This window comes from Pseudomonas sp. LAP_36 (assembly GCF_019456785.1).
GTDB classification, from domain to species: Bacteria; Pseudomonadota; Gammaproteobacteria; order Pseudomonadales; family Pseudomonadaceae; genus Aquipseudomonas; species Aquipseudomonas tritici.
Genome location: NZ_JAHZMS010000002.1, coordinates 1,073,858 through 1,088,431 on the forward strand (window position 1 = coordinate 1,073,858; position 14,574 = coordinate 1,088,431).

At 57.3% G+C, this 14,574-nt stretch carries 22 protein-coding genes; 15 read left to right on the forward strand and 7 right to left on the reverse strand.

Annotated elements, in window-relative coordinates; genetic code table 11:
• Positions 1 to 43: 43 nt before the first annotated feature.
• From JBO08_RS10615 to JBO08_RS10635, 5 genes are read right to left on the reverse strand one after another with little or no spacing between them, the layout of a single operon-like run.
• The gene (locus JBO08_RS10615) at positions 44 to 310 is read right to left on the reverse strand and encodes a hypothetical protein (protein WP_220075085.1); all 267 of its coding nucleotides are present in this window, start codon (positions 308 to 310) and stop codon (positions 44 to 46) included.
• On the reverse strand, positions 303 to 1,022 hold the full coding sequence (locus JBO08_RS10620; RefSeq protein WP_220075086.1) for a replication protein P: 720 nt from the start codon (positions 1,020 to 1,022) through the stop codon (positions 303 to 305). The genes JBO08_RS10615 and JBO08_RS10620 overlap by 8 nt, the downstream gene beginning before the upstream one ends.
• Positions 1,019 to 1,798 (reverse strand): YdaU family protein, encoded by a 780-nt coding sequence (locus JBO08_RS10625; RefSeq protein ID WP_220075087.1) that lies wholly within the window; start codon positions 1,796 to 1,798, stop codon positions 1,019 to 1,021. The genes JBO08_RS10620 and JBO08_RS10625 overlap by 4 nt, the downstream gene beginning before the upstream one ends.
• A gap of 2 nt (positions 1,799 to 1,800) precedes the next feature.
• Positions 1,801 to 2,109, reverse strand: coding sequence for a CII family transcriptional regulator (locus JBO08_RS10630; RefSeq protein ID WP_017847636.1), 309 nt, complete (start codon positions 2,107 to 2,109; stop codon positions 1,801 to 1,803).
• Between the two features lie 2 nt (positions 2,110 to 2,111).
• Positions 2,112 to 2,300, reverse strand: coding sequence for a Cro/CI family transcriptional regulator (locus JBO08_RS10635; protein WP_220075088.1), 189 nt, complete (start codon positions 2,298 to 2,300; stop codon positions 2,112 to 2,114).
• Positions 2,301 to 2,389: 89 nt separating this feature from the next.
• Between JBO08_RS10635 and JBO08_RS10640 the strand changes: the two genes are divergently transcribed.
• The 12 genes from JBO08_RS10640 to JBO08_RS10690 all read left to right on the forward strand — a co-directional run bounded on the left by JBO08_RS10640 (position 2,390) and on the right by JBO08_RS10690 (position 9,364).
• A complete protein-coding gene (locus JBO08_RS10640; protein WP_220075089.1) occupies positions 2,390 to 3,106 on the forward strand; it encodes a S24 family peptidase in 717 nt (238 codons plus the stop codon).
• Between the two features lie 12 nt (positions 3,107 to 3,118).
• The gene (locus JBO08_RS10645; RefSeq protein WP_220075090.1) at positions 3,119 to 3,367 is read left to right on the forward strand and encodes a hypothetical protein; all 249 of its coding nucleotides are present in this window, start codon (positions 3,119 to 3,121) and stop codon (positions 3,365 to 3,367) included.
• A 130-nt stretch (positions 3,368 to 3,497) separates the two neighbouring features.
• A complete protein-coding gene (locus JBO08_RS10650; RefSeq protein WP_220075091.1) occupies positions 3,498 to 3,854 on the forward strand; it encodes a hypothetical protein in 357 nt (118 codons plus the stop codon).
• A 439-nt stretch (positions 3,855 to 4,293) separates the two neighbouring features.
• On the forward strand, positions 4,294 to 4,464 hold the full coding sequence (locus tag JBO08_RS10655) for a hypothetical protein (RefSeq protein WP_220075092.1): 171 nt from the start codon (positions 4,294 to 4,296) through the stop codon (positions 4,462 to 4,464).
• A 408-nt stretch (positions 4,465 to 4,872) separates the two neighbouring features.
• A complete protein-coding gene (locus JBO08_RS10660; RefSeq protein WP_220075093.1) occupies positions 4,873 to 5,163 on the forward strand; it encodes a hypothetical protein in 291 nt (96 codons plus the stop codon).
• Positions 5,160 to 5,393, forward strand: a complete 234-nt coding sequence (locus JBO08_RS10665) for a hypothetical protein (protein ID WP_220075094.1) — start codon at positions 5,160 to 5,162, stop codon at positions 5,391 to 5,393. Before JBO08_RS10660 ends, JBO08_RS10665 begins: the two co-directional genes overlap by 4 nt.
• Positions 5,390 to 5,524, forward strand: coding sequence for a hypothetical protein (locus JBO08_RS28140; protein WP_258407166.1), 135 nt, complete (start codon positions 5,390 to 5,392; stop codon positions 5,522 to 5,524). The genes JBO08_RS10665 and JBO08_RS28140 overlap by 4 nt, the downstream gene beginning before the upstream one ends.
• Entirely contained in the window at positions 5,521 to 5,775 is a 255-nt protein-coding gene (locus tag JBO08_RS10670) for a hypothetical protein (protein WP_220075095.1), read from the forward strand. Before JBO08_RS28140 ends, JBO08_RS10670 begins: the two co-directional genes overlap by 4 nt.
• A gap of 163 nt (positions 5,776 to 5,938) precedes the next feature.
• Complete coding sequence (locus JBO08_RS10675; RefSeq protein WP_220075096.1) at positions 5,939 to 6,700, forward strand: recombinase RecT; 762 nt, start codon at positions 5,939 to 5,941, stop codon at positions 6,698 to 6,700.
• Positions 6,687 to 8,330 (forward strand): YqaJ viral recombinase family protein, encoded by a 1,644-nt coding sequence (locus tag JBO08_RS10680; RefSeq protein WP_220075097.1) that lies wholly within the window; start codon positions 6,687 to 6,689, stop codon positions 8,328 to 8,330. The genes JBO08_RS10675 and JBO08_RS10680 overlap by 14 nt, the downstream gene beginning before the upstream one ends.
• Before the next feature lie 2 nt (positions 8,331 to 8,332).
• Entirely contained in the window at positions 8,333 to 8,533 is a 201-nt protein-coding gene (locus tag JBO08_RS10685; protein ID WP_220075098.1) for a hypothetical protein, read from the forward strand.
• 9 nt (positions 8,534 to 8,542) lie between these two features.
• Positions 8,543 to 9,364, forward strand: a complete 822-nt coding sequence (locus tag JBO08_RS10690; RefSeq protein ID WP_220075099.1) for a DNA translocase FtsK — start codon at positions 8,543 to 8,545, stop codon at positions 9,362 to 9,364.
• A gap of 82 nt (positions 9,365 to 9,446) precedes the next feature.
• Here JBO08_RS10690 and JBO08_RS10695 read toward each other — a convergent pair whose 3' ends face one another.
• Complete coding sequence (locus tag JBO08_RS10695) at positions 9,447 to 10,106, reverse strand: hypothetical protein (RefSeq protein ID WP_220075100.1); 660 nt, start codon at positions 10,104 to 10,106, stop codon at positions 9,447 to 9,449.
• Between the two features lie 91 nt (positions 10,107 to 10,197).
• On the opposite strand from JBO08_RS10695, the gene JBO08_RS10700 reads away from it, so the two are divergent.
• Positions 10,198 to 11,871, forward strand: coding sequence for a DNA cytosine methyltransferase (locus JBO08_RS10700; RefSeq protein WP_220075101.1), 1,674 nt, complete (start codon positions 10,198 to 10,200; stop codon positions 11,869 to 11,871).
• 53 nt (positions 11,872 to 11,924) lie between these two features.
• Here JBO08_RS10700 and JBO08_RS10705 read toward each other — a convergent pair whose 3' ends face one another.
• Positions 11,925 to 12,830, reverse strand: a complete 906-nt coding sequence (locus JBO08_RS10705; RefSeq protein ID WP_220075102.1) for a hypothetical protein — start codon at positions 12,828 to 12,830, stop codon at positions 11,925 to 11,927.
• An 89-nt stretch (positions 12,831 to 12,919) separates the two neighbouring features.
• On the opposite strand from JBO08_RS10705, the gene JBO08_RS10710 reads away from it, so the two are divergent.
• Entirely contained in the window at positions 12,920 to 13,231 is a 312-nt protein-coding gene (locus tag JBO08_RS10710) for a hypothetical protein (RefSeq protein ID WP_258407167.1), read from the forward strand.
• Complete coding sequence (locus JBO08_RS10715; protein WP_220075103.1) at positions 13,228 to 14,487, forward strand: site-specific DNA-methyltransferase; 1,260 nt, start codon at positions 13,228 to 13,230, stop codon at positions 14,485 to 14,487. The genes JBO08_RS10710 and JBO08_RS10715 overlap by 4 nt, the downstream gene beginning before the upstream one ends.
• Positions 14,488 to 14,574: the final 87 nt, after the last annotated feature.

The window sequence follows — 14,574 nt, forward strand, 5'->3', positions numbered from 1 at the left end:
TGGGGCTCGGTTGGGACTACGAAAGAAACAGGCTTGAGGTCGGTCATGGCTGCTCTCCCATGCTCATTGCATCGATAGCGTTGTCCACGTCCTGAGCGCGAAAGCGTACGCCCGTGAACCACAGCGGCACGCTCAGGTAGAACTGATGCACGGCCTCGCTCTTGTCCCTGAGCCATTGATACCGGTCAGAATCCTTACGCAGCGCCTTGTTCTCTGCGATCAGTTCAAGAACCACATCGGGTGCCAGGCTCACATCGGTAAACCCAACTGCAGCCTGGGCGATCAGCTCCAATTCGCTGTAATCACGCATGCTTGTCTCTCCGAATGCCGAGCGTTGCCAGCAGCTGTGCTCTGCACGCTTTGGGGTCTTTGGGAATTTCGAGGATGTCGACGATGCGGTCGGCTTCCTGGCGGGAGTACTCCAGCTGCACCTGCTCACGCGGACGCATGCTGTCGTGGCCAATGCCCTTGGCGATGCGCCCTTCCAGTGGCTGGCCGGTCTGTGCGCGGCGCATGACGATGGCGTAGTTGCGTTCGAAGCGTTGGCGCAAAGCCTTGTCGTTGTTCGAACCGCCGTGCAGATCGAACGTGCTGGTGGCTTCGGCGGCGATACGCACGGCCGGGTGGCTGTACTTGCCTGCGCGGGCTTCGTCCCATGCCTGGGCTTCACACGGAAGGCCCATCACCTCTGGCGGTGCGTTGCACCATGCAACGAACTGGCCGACGTTAGGCAGAAATGGGCTGGTGGACTTGCGGGCCTGCTGGAAACCGAAAGCCAGTTGCGCGTCCGAGTTGATTCCGCCCTGGATGAAACCTGCGATCCACTCGCGCTTGGCGTTGTACAGCGCTTTGTCGTCGGTCCATGCCTGGCGCCAAGCTGGGAAGATGCCCTGCAGCTTGTCGAATACGGTGTTGACGATGTCGGCGGTCTGCTTGTCCACCTTGATCGGCTGGGCGGCTGGGATCTGTGCCAACGCCTGCTGTGGGTCGAGACCATTGGTGATATCGGAAACGCGTTTCATAGAATCGGCTCCAGTGCCCAGGCGGTGCTGGACATATCCAGTGGCGGTTGGCTGGTGCGGTGTGGTTGCGTGGTACGGCGGTTGGCATCTTCCTGGGCCTTGAGCAGCCAGTTACGCCAAGTGGCGATCCAGTCGGCCTTGGTCTGGCCATTCCCACGCCAGTAGTTCACGAACTTCTCGGTTTCGTTGATCAGGCTCACGCCGGGGGCGCGATCTGCTGCCCACTTGCGCATGTCGCCGGACACGTTGAAGGGTTCGGGCAAGCGGCATTTGCGCTTGGGTTTCGGCTCAGGTGCTGTAACCGGGTTTTCTGGAAGGGGGGATAAAGGGGGTTTTAGATCTTCTTCTGTATTTGTATCTGTATCTCTTATCGTTGAGTTTTCGTTCAACGAATTTTCAACGGTCGTTGAACGGGCGTTGCCTTTTCGTTTAAGTGTCTGTTCTTTCTTGTTTTTTCTTGCGAGTGCCGACGCCTTTCCGGCCTCACTGCGCTGGTTTTGGGATGCATAAACGGCGTCTAGGTCACGTTCAATCCGGGTGTGAACCCAGTCCTCTCCATCGTCCGTGAAGAATTCCTGCAACGACCGTTCAACGTCCGTCCAACGGTCGTTGGAAAGCCGTGCAATGCGCGCCAGGCGTGGCTTAGGAATCGATTTCCCGGTCTGCCAGTAATTGAATATCAGCAACAGGTATGCACCGTGCTCCTCGGTGGTCAGGTGCATGGTGTCAGCCAGGTAATCGGCGACGTACAGCTGCATGTACGGAAGCGCGGCCACGATCAACCCTCCTCAAGCTGATCAACGCCCTGGATATGCTCCATCCAACGCTTTGATCCATGGATGAACATGGCGATGTCCTGCTCGTTAAAGCAGCGCATTTCCTCGGGAACGATCTTCAACCCCAGCACGGCAAGGATTTCAGCGAACTGCTGGAACTTCTCCGGCTTCATGCGGCTGATGGTTGCTTCATCGCAACCCACTGCAAGCGCGACAGGGCCGTTGCCGATCGATGCAAGCTTCTGCATGAGGACCACATAGTTCTTGCGGGCCCTTACGGTCTGCTCTTGGTTCAATGGGCTCGTCGACATGGCTATGCCACCGACTGAGACCGGCTTTCTCGGCCGGCCTTCAGTGCTCCATTCGTGAGCTTTTCCAGCTGGTACTGGCGCAACTCGGGGACTTCATCCCCCCACTGCCGCACGGCCTCATAAGTGATTTTGAGTGCCCGTGCGAGCTTGGGGATGGAGCCGTAATAATCAATCGCTGTTTGGCGTTTCATAGGCACCTCCAATGCTCTTACGCCAAATTCAAGCATGCTTGTATTTAATAAGCAAGCATGCTTGACAAGCCAACTTGTAGATTGGGCAGATGAACATCACTGATCGAATGACAAAACTTGTACTGGCACGGAAGCCTGAAACCGGCGTACGTGGCGTAAAACGGCTGATCGCAACTACATGCGATGTCAGTTATGAAGCCGTGCGCCAGTGGTTCGCTGGGGATACCGGGAACATAAAAAACCACAACCTGCTGGCGCTGGCCCGTGGACTGGATACGACGGTCGACTGGCTACTGGATGGCGTCGGCGATCCACCGAGGCGGCGTGCCATGGACAACGTAGTGATAGGCGACTTCTCCCGACAGCAGAGGGACGACGAAATTGATATTCCTCAGTACGATGTGGTCGCCTCAATGGGTCCTGGCCAGGTTCTTCCGAAGGAATATATCGAGACGGTCCGCAATATCACCGTTCGAACTGAGTACCTACGTGAGCAAGGCATCACCTACACCAACGGCGACAACCTGTCAGTGATCACCGGCTTCGGTGAAAGCATGGGTGCGACCTTCTCAAGTGGTGACCCACTGATCGTTGACCAGGGCATCAACGAAGTGGTGGTAGATGGGGTATACGTCTTTACTCTGGATGGGATGCTTTACATCAAGCGCCTGCAACGCCTGCCCAAGATGCTGCGCATGATTTCCGATAATGAGACGTTCCCTCCCTATGACATCAAAGGCGCTGAACTGGCCGAAATGATCATTCACGCCCGCGTGCTGCTGGCCTGGAACGCAAGGAAGCTTTAAGGAGTGCCGACCTTGAACGAGGCTGATCGGAAAATCTATAAGGCTCACGAGAAGCACGCCTGGACACTTGCATTCTTAGTGTTCGGCGCATTTGGCCTGGCGGTGTATTGGCTTGATGGATGGCTGAGTACAAAGCGGGGTGGATGGGCAGAGGTCGCGTATTTCCTGCTGTACATCGTTTCGTTCTTCGCAGTATTCGGCCTTGGAACTGTTAAAGACTGGTTCCTCTATCGCCTTTACAAGCCGAGAGATATCCAATGAAACCGTAACCTAACGGCTTCTGCACAAGCTGCGATCAGTGCATACCGTGCAGGCAAATACAGCATGCCATGCTGCAAGAGTTATGACCGAAGCCGATACCGGCCTCGACTAAAAAATCGGGATTACTTTGATGCATACGAAGCTTTTGAAAACTTCAGCGGTCGCGGTGGCACTGTGCTCCGTGATCCTCACACCAACGACGTCAAACGCTGAAACGAAATTTGCTATAAGCGGTATAGGGGCAACGTCTTGCGGAAAATTCATGAAGCCGCCTAAAGGGCAAAAAGAGCTTACGGACGCTTTGACTGTAACGTGGTTACAGGGCTATCTGAGTGGGACAAACACCCAACGCTTCATGGACTCTAAAACAGCTATGAAGCTGCAACCAGATAGCGAGTCGATGACTGCCTTCGTTGAAAAATATTGCCGCGACAACCCACTGAAAACCGTATACGACGCCGCTCTATGGCTCGATTCAAGCTACTAAAACCTACGAATTTCAAAAGCCCGCCGATGAGCGGGCTTTTTTTCGCCCCAAGGAAAATACACAAGTGAACTTGCATATCAGATACAAGCATGCTTTTATAAGTGCAAGTCTGCTTGCATATGCAGCGAGACGGCGAAAGCCACCGCTCTTTAGCTCCACCGCCTCACCTTGCCGGATCACCACCGGCCCAGTTTCACAGGCAAGCGATGGACCGGCCTCAACGGTCCAGAGGGATGGCAACTGTCCCAGGGTGCGCAGCGCAAAGCCCCGAATCAGTTTTCCAGCGGACAGTGTCGCGGCTGGGTGTTGGGCCCCGAAGGCCCCCGAGAAAGTAATCGCCCAGTCCGCAGGTGGCGTGTAACAGCGGCCAGCAACACCGGAACCTTTCACTGATGCACCTGGCGACGGGTGCATTGGGAAAACAACCGGAGCTACAGCGATGACTGAAAACCAGACGAAGCAGATCGAAGAAATAGTGCAGAAATCTGCCGATGATGAAGGCATCAGTTTTCAGGATGCCTTCGATATTGCGATTGCTATTTTGAAGCTACATGCCCTCAGTTCACCAAGCGGAGAAGGTCGGGCTTTAGATCCACGTCAGATCGTATAGAGGAATCCCGACCACTGATCAGGCTGAACGGAGCAAGCAAAGACAGCAGCGTTTTTGAATGGTGATAACGCGTTTGCAACGGTACATACCTTTTCCCTCAAAGGTACAACGCTAAGGCTGCTTGAGCCGAAATAGGTACCTATCGGCATTACATACGTTTTGCCATCGCTGAAAGGGATTGTCCTTTTCATCCCTAATGCTTCCATCTTCTCATGAAGACTTTCATAGCCTTCCCCAGTTGCCCCGAACAACTCAACTCGCACCAAGTATTCCGACATAACGACATCCTATTTTTCGACTGTGGAATAAGCAGCATATGGCTTTACCTCGACTGTGGAAAGCGAGGAAACAGGGAGCCTGTCCCTGTAAAAACAGGCACTTTTCCCATCCCCGCCTATGGAGGCGACCATGGAACACGAAATAGTTGTTGAGGGGTTTGTCCTCCAGGTGGAGGTGACCGTACTCGCAGATGACCCGCCCTGCCCCGGCAGCAGCAACAGCGACTGGGACGCCCAGGGCGAACGGGAACTGGAATTCAAGATTGTGTCTGCCGTCACCTATGACGATGACGGCGTGCGCATGAGTTGCAGCCGGGAATGGTCGTTTGCGTCCCTGGCGCATTGCTACCGCAAGCAGATTGAACTGGCGCTCTGGCATGAAATCGACGCCCGCAAGCGCCGGGAACGGTGGGCAGCATGAGCAGCCAACACGAACTGGCCGCAGCCAACCACGAACTGGCAGTCGGCATGCTGGAGGGGTTCATCGCTCGCGTGATTGACCCCGAGTGCAGCGCGGTCGCGGTCAAGGCTTCGGCCAACACCGCCCTCCTGATCTTCCGCACCCTTGGCGTGATCGACGCAGCCGAGGACGCCTACTACACCGAACGCCTGCACCGTGTTTACGAGCGCCGGCAAGGACGGGATGCATGACGATCATCTGCCGAACCGTTAACGAACTCAGAGACGCCCTGCACTTGCAGGGCTTTTTTCTGGTCACCGATCTACCCCGGCCGCTGCGCATTGAGATTCGCCGCGGCATGTTGGTTGCGAGGTTTACATGAAATATCGCCGGTTCGACGCGACGGACACCGCCAACATTCGCGCCGCCGAGGCCAAGCGCCACAGCCGGATAGAGCGCAACTACCGCAATGAGGCTGCTCAAGATCGTGAGCCAGATGGCTTGCAGCGGATTGGCAACACGTGGCAGGCCGATTGCAGATCGTGCGGCTGCAGCTACGTGTTCGACTGTGACGCCCGCGAGTTCAACCCGGATTACAGCTACTGCGGGCGCAGCGACAGGTGCATCCCATGACCACCCGACAGCGTGACCGGCGGCGCGCCATCCGCTGGACCTCGGCCATCGTCGGCGTGACCTTCCTCACCATCGTTCTACTGGGCCCCGCCATCGGCGGCCTGATCACTCAATAACCCCTTAAACCCCTCAATGCTGCGCACGTCGCGGCAAGGAAACTCTTGTGTCCGAATTAGCCATCAAGCAGACGTTCAGTCTTGCGCCGCAGAACCTCGACGAGGCGTTGAAGTTCGCCGACTTCCTCGCGGCCTCCGACATTGTCCCGAAGGACTTTCAGAAAAAGCCCGCCAACATCCTGGTGGCCGTGCAGTGGGGCATGGAGCTGGGCCTGCAGCCCATGCAAGCCATGCAAAGCATTGCAGTCATCAACGGGCGCCCATCGCTCTGGGGTGACGCGGTCATCGCCCTGGTCCGCAGCTCGCCGCTGTGTGAGTACGTGTATGAGACCGACGACGGTGAGACGGCTTCCTGCCGGGTGAAGCGTGTCGGCGAAGACGAACAGACCCGCACGTTCAGCATGACCGACGCCCAGCAAGCCGGCCTCAAGGGCAAGCAAGGCCCCTGGGCGCAATACCCGAAACGTATGCGCCAAATGCGTGCCCGGTCGTTTGCCCTGCGAGACGTGTTCCCCGACGTGCTGCGCGGCATGCCGATGGCCGAAGAGGTCCAGGACATCCCAACCGAGCGCGAGCTCAACCAGTCCCTACCCCGCAAGACCGAAGAGCCGAAGGTGCTGCCGGCCTACCCCGACAGCAAGCTCGAGGAAAACGCGGAGAAGTGGCGGGGGATGATCGCGCAGAACCGCACCAGCCCGGAACACCTGCTGGTGACCCTAACCAGCAAATACATCGTTACCCCTGAGCAAGAACAGCGCATTCGCGACCTTGCCCCAATCGAAGGAGAAGCCACCAATGAAAGTGCATAACGTCCAGCAGGGAACGCCGGAATGGCTGGCCCTTCGCGCAAGTCACTTCACCGCTTCGGAGGCGCCCGCGATGAAGGGCGTTTCGAAGTTCCAGACCCGCAACGATCTACTGGCGATGAAAAAGACCGGCATTGTTCCGGACGTCACGCCGCAGCAACAGGCCGCGTTCGACCGTGGCCACGCCACCGAGGAAATGGCGCGTCCCCTGGCCGAGGAAGATATAGGCGAAGAGCTGTACCCAATCGTCGGCACCAGCGGCAACCTGCTGGCCTCGATGGACGGCGCCACGATGCTGGGGGACGTTCTGTTCGAACACAAACTGTGGAACGAGAAGGTAGCGACGCAGATCCGCGCCGGCGAGCTAGAGCCCCACTACTACTGGCAGCTTGAGCAGCAACTGCTGGTGAGCGGTGCCGAACGCGTGCTGTTCGTCTGCTCGGATGGCACCCGCGACAAGTACGTCAGCATGTATTACAGCCCGGTACCGGGGCGCCGTGAAGAACTGATCGCCGGCTGGGCCCAGTTCGAACAGGACCTGGGTGAATTCGTCCCGCAGGAAACCAAGGTCGAGGCAATCGGTGCCGCCCCTGATCAACTGCCTGCGCTTCGCATCGACGTTACGGGCATGGTCACCGCCAGCAACCTTGACGCCTTCAAGTCGCACGCCCTCACCGTTATCAGCAACATCAGCACCGAGCTAAAGACCGACCAGGACTTCGCTGATGCTGACGCCACGGTCAAGTGGTGCAGCGAGGTTGAGGACAAACTCAAGGCCGCGAAAGAACACGCCCTGAGCCAGACCGAAAGCATCGACGTGCTGTTCAAGGCGATTGATGACATCACGGCCGAGACCCGGCGCAAGCGCCTAGAACTGGAAAAGCTGGTCAAGGCGCGCAAGGAAATGATCCGCAGCGACATCGTCATGGATGCGGCCAAGGCGTTGCAGGATCACATCGACCAGATCAACGGAACGCTCGGTGGTCGCATCCGCATGCCGCGTGTGGCCTCGGACTTTGCAGGCGCCATCAAGGGCAAGAAGTCGGTGTCCAGCCTGCAGGAAGCGGCGGACGCCGAACTGGCCAGGGCGAAGATCGAAGCCAGCCGGATCGCCGACGGCATCCGGGTCAACCAAGCCAGCCTTAATGAGCTGGCAGCTGACTACAAGTTCCTGTTCCACGACTTCCAGGAACTGGCGCTCAAGGCCAACGATGACCTGGTGGCGCTGATCAAGGTCCGGATCAACGATCACGAACAGCAGCAGGCCGATCTCAAACGCCTAGAGGATGAAAAGGCGCAGCAGCTCGCCGCCCATCAGCAACAGCAGGTCGTTGAACCGGTTGTTGAACCTCCTGCGAAGGTTACGGAACAACCGGCACAGGTCGCCGCCACGCCGATCAAGACGGCTGCAGCAGTTCAACAGCCCGTCGACGATGGCCGGCACTTCAAGCTTGGAGACCTGAGCGACCGCCTCGGCTTCGTCGTTTCGGCCAGCTTCATGGGCTCGCTTGGGTTTGAACCTGCCGCCCGTGAGCGCGGGGCAACGCTGTACCGCGAATGCGACTTCTCGCGCATCTGTACCGCCCTGGTAAACCACATCCAGGCAGTGCAGGCCCAACTGGTAGCAGCCTGATCATGGCTGCTCAATCCATCCTCGACATCTACGACAGTGTCGAGGAGTTCGCCGGAATCTTGGCCTCCGCTGAGCTGGACGCCAGCGGGGAATGGGAACTGGAATTCGTCGAGAACATACGCGCCAGCTTCAAGCGTTACGGCGCCCATACCAACCTGAGCCCCGCTCAACAATCGAAGCTTGAGCGCATCGCCAAGCACTGAGGACACTCTATGAAAACTGAACACCGCGACATCATCGAGCGCGCCAAGCTGGCGGGCTTTGAACCGTCCATGCTCGCGCATGAATTGCTGGTTCACGACCTGGTGAACATGGTCCTGTTCGAAGTGAAGAACATCCACTCCCCATGGAGCAAGCTGAACGAAGGTTGCCAGCAGGAAGTGATTGACCGCGCAGTCAAGAGCGCCACCGAGGCTGCTCACACCGCGATCAACATCATCAGCTCGCGCAACGTTGAAGTGGTCGAAGTGAAGGTGATCGACGCCAAGTTCAAAGAAAAGGCAATCACCATCACCGCGAACATTGATGCAAACGACCCCAACGGTGGTGCCCTGGCGAAGGTGCCCGGCAAGATGTGTCTACTGGTGCTGGCACCGACCGACTACGACGACGGGCTCGACTACATCCGTCCAGACCGTGACCAGCCAGACCTACCGCTGCACGTAAGCGACCTGACCGGCAGCCTGTTCCCGGCCGGTGGTGCTGGACCAGACGAGCCGGACGGCCAGCACCCGCTGGGCACCGCCGATGAATTGGCGCAGCGCACCGGCGGTGCTGGCGACACCGGCGCGGACCTGGGCAAAGAGTTCGGCGAGTTCACCTACGACGATGCCAAGCAGTTGATCGTGCTCAAGTCCAACAGCAAGGCGTTCAAGGGCCATTGGGTCCAGAGCCGCCTGGCCATCGATAGCGACAAGACAGCCACCCTGCTGTTGCGCCTGCTCGATGACAAAGTGGTCGAGATCGAAACCGAGGGCGAATCGGCGTTTGATCACAGCTTCAAGGTCATCGCCACGCTGGACGAGGTCGTTTAACCCATCCCGAAACACCACAAGGCGCCTACGGGTGCCTTGTTTTTGATCAAATGAATAGGCCAAGTAATAGCTCCCATAAACATCAACCTATCTTTTTTATCTTCAATTTCGTTCCTTCAGAAAAACATACTTCAGCCTCAAATTTCTGGCTTCCGGCAAGTCCATCAGCTCGAAAATAATTAACCGTTAAACTAAGTTTTACCGACTTATCAAAATCATAAACCTCCATACTAAAACTCAAGGTAGAAGATCGACCCAAAGACGAAAGCTCACACAGCTCCCTGTGTTTACTGTTCGAAAAAGCGGTTACCAATAGACGTTCACAATACGCACCATAATTAGTGATATCGATCTCAAATCTCAAGAAATGCACGCCGTCACGAATCCAATTTCCATGTTCTACATACTTAAGCTGCAACAAAGGCTCCAAGGACTGCAGATAGTTCTGGAGAGATTTATTAATCACTTTAACTAAATCGTCTTGCTTAGTAACTGACGACTTTAACTCGTCAGCCTGAGATTGCAGCGCTCTGGAACTTAACTGCAGCTCTCGACCTTGCTGCATGTAGCCAAGTACTAGCCAGAGAAAAGCGACTGGACCGAATACACCTGCGAGGAAATCACCGATCGCGTTCAGTTCTAACGTTTGCAATGAGTCCCTTTTCAAATAAACAAGAAATGCGACTCCGACCAAATAAATTGCCGTAACAACCCCGCCAATCACTTCCGACTTTAACTTCATACAGATCGCTCCTTCGAATAATGCCGAGATCTTAAAGACTCGGCCTTTGCGTTGCGAGCGTTTTGCCACTCTCCGATAAGGAAACCGCCGCATGATGCTCAAGCGAATTTTCAAGCACTTCCATTTTTGCTGCGGCCTCGGCGGCGGCGCCAAAGGGTTCAACAAAGCCAAGCCCGTGGTGGGCAACATGCAGGCCGAGTGGCAGTGCATTGGTGGCATCGACGTTGACCCGGCCGGGTTGCGTGACTTCCAGCGCCTATCTGGCGTGCCCGGCACCCTGATGGACCTGTTCACCCTGGGCATGTACACCGCGTTCCACGGTAAGCAGCCACCGCCGGGTTGGGTTGAGGCTGGTCCAGGCGACGTGCGCTGTGCCGCCGGCTATGAACGCCCCGACGCCGTGTTCATCAGCAGCCCCTGCAAAGGCGCCTCGGGCTTGCTGTCTGAGACGATGAGCTTGACCCCGAAGTACCAGGCCCTCAACGAACTGACGCTGCGCTGCGTGTGGCTGATGTGCGAAGCCTGGAAGGATGACCCGGTATCGTTGATCGTTTTCGAGAACGTGCCGCGCCTGGCCACCCGTGGCCGGCACCTGCTGGACCAGATCAACAAGCTGCTGAATCACTACGGTTATGCAGTTGCAGAAACAACCCACGACTGCGGCGTCATCGGCGGCCTGGCCCAGAGCCGCAAGCGTTTCTTGCTGGTGGCCAGACACATCGAGAAGGTGCCGCCCTTCCTGTACGAGCCCGAAAAGAAAACCCTCAAGTCCGTCGGTTCGATCTTGGGCCGCATGCCCATGGCCGGCGACGTGGAAGCTGCTGGCCCTATGCATCGGGTTCCAGCGCTGCAATGGAAAACATGGGTGCGACTTGCCCTGGTCGAAGCCGGGAAAGACTGGCGCTGTCTGAATGATTTAGCGATCGAGGACGGCTACCTGCGCGACCTGGTCATTGTTCCGCAATTCCGGGACGGCTTCTTGGGTGTGCACGACTGGAACGAAACCGCCGGTACCGTTGCTGCGCGCAGCGGGCCAACGAACGGAAAGTTCTCGGTAGCAGATCCACGGGCAAGAGCTGGCGCCCTGCAATACCAGCAATACGGTGTTCGCCGCTGGGACGAAACCAGCGGCGCGGTGATCGGCGTCAAGTCACCCGGGCAAGGGACGTTCAGCGTTGCAGACCCCCGCGACCCTGGCATTGGGCACGCCAAGTACAACGTGGCCCAGTGGGATGGCATATCGCGCACGGTTATCTCAGGCAGCACCACAGGCCAGGGAGCTTTCGCTGTTCAGGACCCACGCCCAGGCATGAAGCGCACGAAAGGAGACGCCTACCTCACCGGTGGGCACTACGGCGTCACCAGCTGGAACGATCAGTGCGGCGCCGTTTCCGCCAGTGCCCGCCAGGACAACGGCCGGTGGTCTGTCGCAGATCCCCGCATGCCGGAAGCCAGCGAGCGCTTGACCTGCGTTATCGAAAGCCTCGACGGCACCTGGCACCGGCCATTCACCACGCTAGAGCTGGCCGCCCTGCAAAGTCTGGTTGAGCCAGAGGAATGGTTTGAACTGGACGGCCTGAGCGACCAGGCCTGGCGCGAGCGGATCGGTAATGCAGTTCCACCGGCAGCCGCCGAAGCAATTGCCCATGTGATGGGCACCACCCTGTTGCTGGCCGAGGCCGGCGAAACCTTCATGCTCAATAGCATGCCGATCTGGGTTCAACCCGTGGCGGTGGCGCTGAGCGTTTCCATATCCCAACCGTAAAAAGCGCTCCTCGCCCCGATGCGCCGGACCGAACAATGAGTACAGAATCGCCTTTATGATTTTTTGCTGTGCTCTGTCCGTGATGTAATCGCCGGAACTGCATCGGAAGGCGAAATTATCGTTTGGATAGCAACATCACTCTCGCTATAAAACTCATGCAGGAGTGAAGCCATGCTTCTCCCGGTGGATTTACTCTCTTGCATCAAGTTATATATATCCTCTCCCCTCATAGGTTTGTCAGCAGAAAATGCGACAGTGGACATATGGAATGCTGAACTCTCCTCTTCTTCCGTACGAAGGGTCGCGTTAACTATAGCTTCAGGTTCTATATTAATTGCATCTTGCATTCCCGCTCCATGAGTACCGAACCCAGGATGCATTCCCGGAACGTTCATACACTCAAGACCAAATAGATCGTTTCGACTAAATGGCAGATGAAAATCGTTGAAGTTTATGAACTGACGGCCATCTATCCGCATTTGAAAATGATAATGAGGATAGTCAGAGTGACTCCCTGCGTGACCGGCCAAATCGTTTGGTGAACAATCGAACGACCATTCGATATTTTTCCACTTGATGGTGGAGCTTAGGATTTTACCGGCAGGCGCTTCCTCGACAAGATCATTGACATTCGCCATAAACTTTTCTTCGTTGGCGCACCATCTTAAATAAGCGGCTATTTGAAAGTAACCGTATTTATTGGCTATCAGTTTTATATCTTTATTTTTAAATTTTCCCCGGCGAAGCAGCCAGTGAAGACATGGCTCCTCTTTGCTGACCGTCTTGATATCTCGGCCACATAGATAGCATGTTTGAGCATGGTAGCCTGCCCTGAACTCTGCATGTTGTCTCTGATGCTCATCATGTTGCGCTTGATTCCACCGAGTTTTTTCGTCATCGGTCATCGAATCAAAATGAAGCCTCGCGTTGGCTACTGCGCGCTGAACGTCTAATGCCATAGCAACTTTCCCTTGTTTCGGCAAAACGCCGGAATCGCTACAAATACTCCATAACCCACTGTCACGCCAGCTCGGCGAGGGCCCCCCCCATGAACTCATTTGCACAGCAGGCGCTTGATCGTGCCCGCCAGGCGCCCGCGCGCGCTTCCAAACTACTCCCGCCAGTCCTGGCCAACGAGCCTTTGCCCGAACTGGTCATCACCGGCCCCATCAACCGCGTCATGGAGCTGGCGGGCAAGCGGTGGGCCATCGAATTCGTGCAGGGCCTGGGCGCATCGATCCGGCGCGAGCCGGTTCGGGCAAAGGCCATTGCCGACCTGACCCGGTACGCCGTGCAGCAACCGGCCAGCGTGGCCAGCGGCGTGAAGATCGTTATTGATTTGTTGAAGGAGGCGGGATGAACCAACACACCATCCTTATCGGTGACTGCATCGAGCTTATGCGGCAGATGCCGGAGAACTCCGTTGACAGCGTCGTGACCGATCCGCCCTACGGCATCCGCTTCATGGGCAAAAGCTGGGATGGCCAGGACATTGAATCGCGAGCGGCCTACCGCGACAGCATGCCGTCGGCTGATCCTGCTTGCGGTGTCACTGGCGGGCATCGGTCGACAGCTTCGGAAGCTGGAAAGTACGACTTAACACCTAGTGGTATGAAGGCGTTTCAGTCGTTCACGTTTGAGTGGGCCACCGAATGCCTGCGTGTTCTCAAGCCTGGCGGTCACCTGCTGTCATTTGCTGCAGCTCGCACCTACCACCACATGGCGGTGGGCATTGAGATGGCCGGGTTTGAGATCCGCGACCAGATTATGTGGGTGTTCGGGAGCGGCTTCCCCAAGTCGCACAACCTCAAGGGCGCACACCAGGGATGGGGCACCGCGTTGAAACCAGCGCATGAACCGATCTGTGTAGCGCGCAAGCCGTTCAGCGGGACCGTGGCGACTAACGTTGCCCAGTGGGGCACTGGCGCGTTGAACGTCGACGGTTGCCGCATCGGCGTGACCGACGAGACCTATGCCCGCAACTGTTCCGGCGACCGGGGCTCCGCTGGCACTCGATCGATCGAGCAGCATGGAGCAACCAACATTCGCGCTGGCGGCGGGGCAGCTGGATCGGGCCGCTGGCCAGCGAACCTGATTCATGACGGCAGCCAGGAAGTGGTGGCCATGTTTCCCGCCGAAGCCGGAGCAAGTGCACCGGTGCTTGGAACCGAGCCCACGTCCAACGGTTTCAGCGGCTCGGTGAAGTACTCCGGCATGCGCGAGCGAGTGGCCGGCGCCTTTCACGGCGACAGTGGGAGCGCTGCCCGCTTCTTCTACTGCGCCAAGACAAGCCGCACCGACAGGCATGAAGGACTGAGCAACCCCGGGCACCAGTTTAAGATGGGCACCACCCTCCGCAAAGTCCAGACCACGGACACGAAGGGCAACAACCACCCCACCGTCAAGCCAACGGACCTGATGGCATACCTATGCCGCCTGGTGACCCCAGCCGGCGGTGTAGTGCTGGATCCGTTCATGGGCAGCGGAAGCACGGGCAAGGCTGCCATACGCGAAGGGTTCCAGTTCGTTGGGTGCGAGATCGATCTCCAGTATGCAGCTATTGCTCAAGCGCGCATTGAGCACGAACAGGAACAGCCACGGCAGTTGGCGCTATGAGCAGCACGGCAAGCTGTCCGCCGGAGTGCTGGGGTTCCTGGCCAAAGGCGCCAAATGCAACAGGCCCCGCAACAGCGGGGACCACGA

Coding starts and splice junctions, on each gene's coding strand:
- JBO08_RS10615 (WP_220075085.1), bottom strand. CDS start 310: ATGCGTGATTACAGCGAATTGGAGCTGATCGCCCAGGCTGCAGTTGGG.
- JBO08_RS10620 (WP_220075086.1), bottom strand. CDS start 1,022: ATGAAACGCGTTTCCGATATCACCAATGGTCTCGACCCACAGCAGGCG.
- JBO08_RS10630 (WP_017847636.1), bottom strand. CDS start 2,109: ATGTCGACGAGCCCATTGAACCAAGAGCAGACCGTAAGGGCCCGCAAG.
- JBO08_RS10635 (WP_220075088.1), bottom strand. CDS start 2,300: ATGAAACGCCAAACAGCGATTGATTATTACGGCTCCATCCCCAAGCTC.
- JBO08_RS10640 (WP_220075089.1), top strand. CDS start 2,390: ATGAACATCACTGATCGAATGACAAAACTTGTACTGGCACGGAAGCCT.
- JBO08_RS10650 (WP_220075091.1), top strand. CDS start 3,498: ATGCATACGAAGCTTTTGAAAACTTCAGCGGTCGCGGTGGCACTGTGC.
- JBO08_RS10655 (WP_220075092.1), top strand. CDS start 4,294: ATGACTGAAAACCAGACGAAGCAGATCGAAGAAATAGTGCAGAAATCT.
- JBO08_RS10660 (WP_220075093.1), top strand. CDS start 4,873: ATGGAACACGAAATAGTTGTTGAGGGGTTTGTCCTCCAGGTGGAGGTG.
- JBO08_RS10665 (WP_220075094.1), top strand. CDS start 5,160: ATGAGCAGCCAACACGAACTGGCCGCAGCCAACCACGAACTGGCAGTC.
- JBO08_RS28140 (WP_258407166.1), top strand. CDS start 5,390: ATGACGATCATCTGCCGAACCGTTAACGAACTCAGAGACGCCCTGCAC.
- JBO08_RS10670 (WP_220075095.1), top strand. CDS start 5,521: ATGAAATATCGCCGGTTCGACGCGACGGACACCGCCAACATTCGCGCC.
- JBO08_RS10680 (WP_220075097.1), top strand. CDS start 6,687: ATGAAAGTGCATAACGTCCAGCAGGGAACGCCGGAATGGCTGGCCCTT.
- JBO08_RS10685 (WP_220075098.1), top strand. CDS start 8,333: ATGGCTGCTCAATCCATCCTCGACATCTACGACAGTGTCGAGGAGTTC.
- JBO08_RS10690 (WP_220075099.1), top strand. CDS start 8,543: ATGAAAACTGAACACCGCGACATCATCGAGCGCGCCAAGCTGGCGGGC.
- JBO08_RS10695 (WP_220075100.1), bottom strand. CDS start 10,106: ATGAAGTTAAAGTCGGAAGTGATTGGCGGGGTTGTTACGGCAATTTAT.
- JBO08_RS10700 (WP_220075101.1), top strand. CDS start 10,198: ATGATGCTCAAGCGAATTTTCAAGCACTTCCATTTTTGCTGCGGCCTC.
- JBO08_RS10705 (WP_220075102.1), bottom strand. CDS start 12,830: ATGGCATTAGACGTTCAGCGCGCAGTAGCCAACGCGAGGCTTCATTTT.
- JBO08_RS10710 (WP_258407167.1), top strand. CDS start 12,920: ATGAACTCATTTGCACAGCAGGCGCTTGATCGTGCCCGCCAGGCGCCC.
- JBO08_RS10715 (WP_220075103.1), top strand. CDS start 13,228: ATGAACCAACACACCATCCTTATCGGTGACTGCATCGAGCTTATGCGG.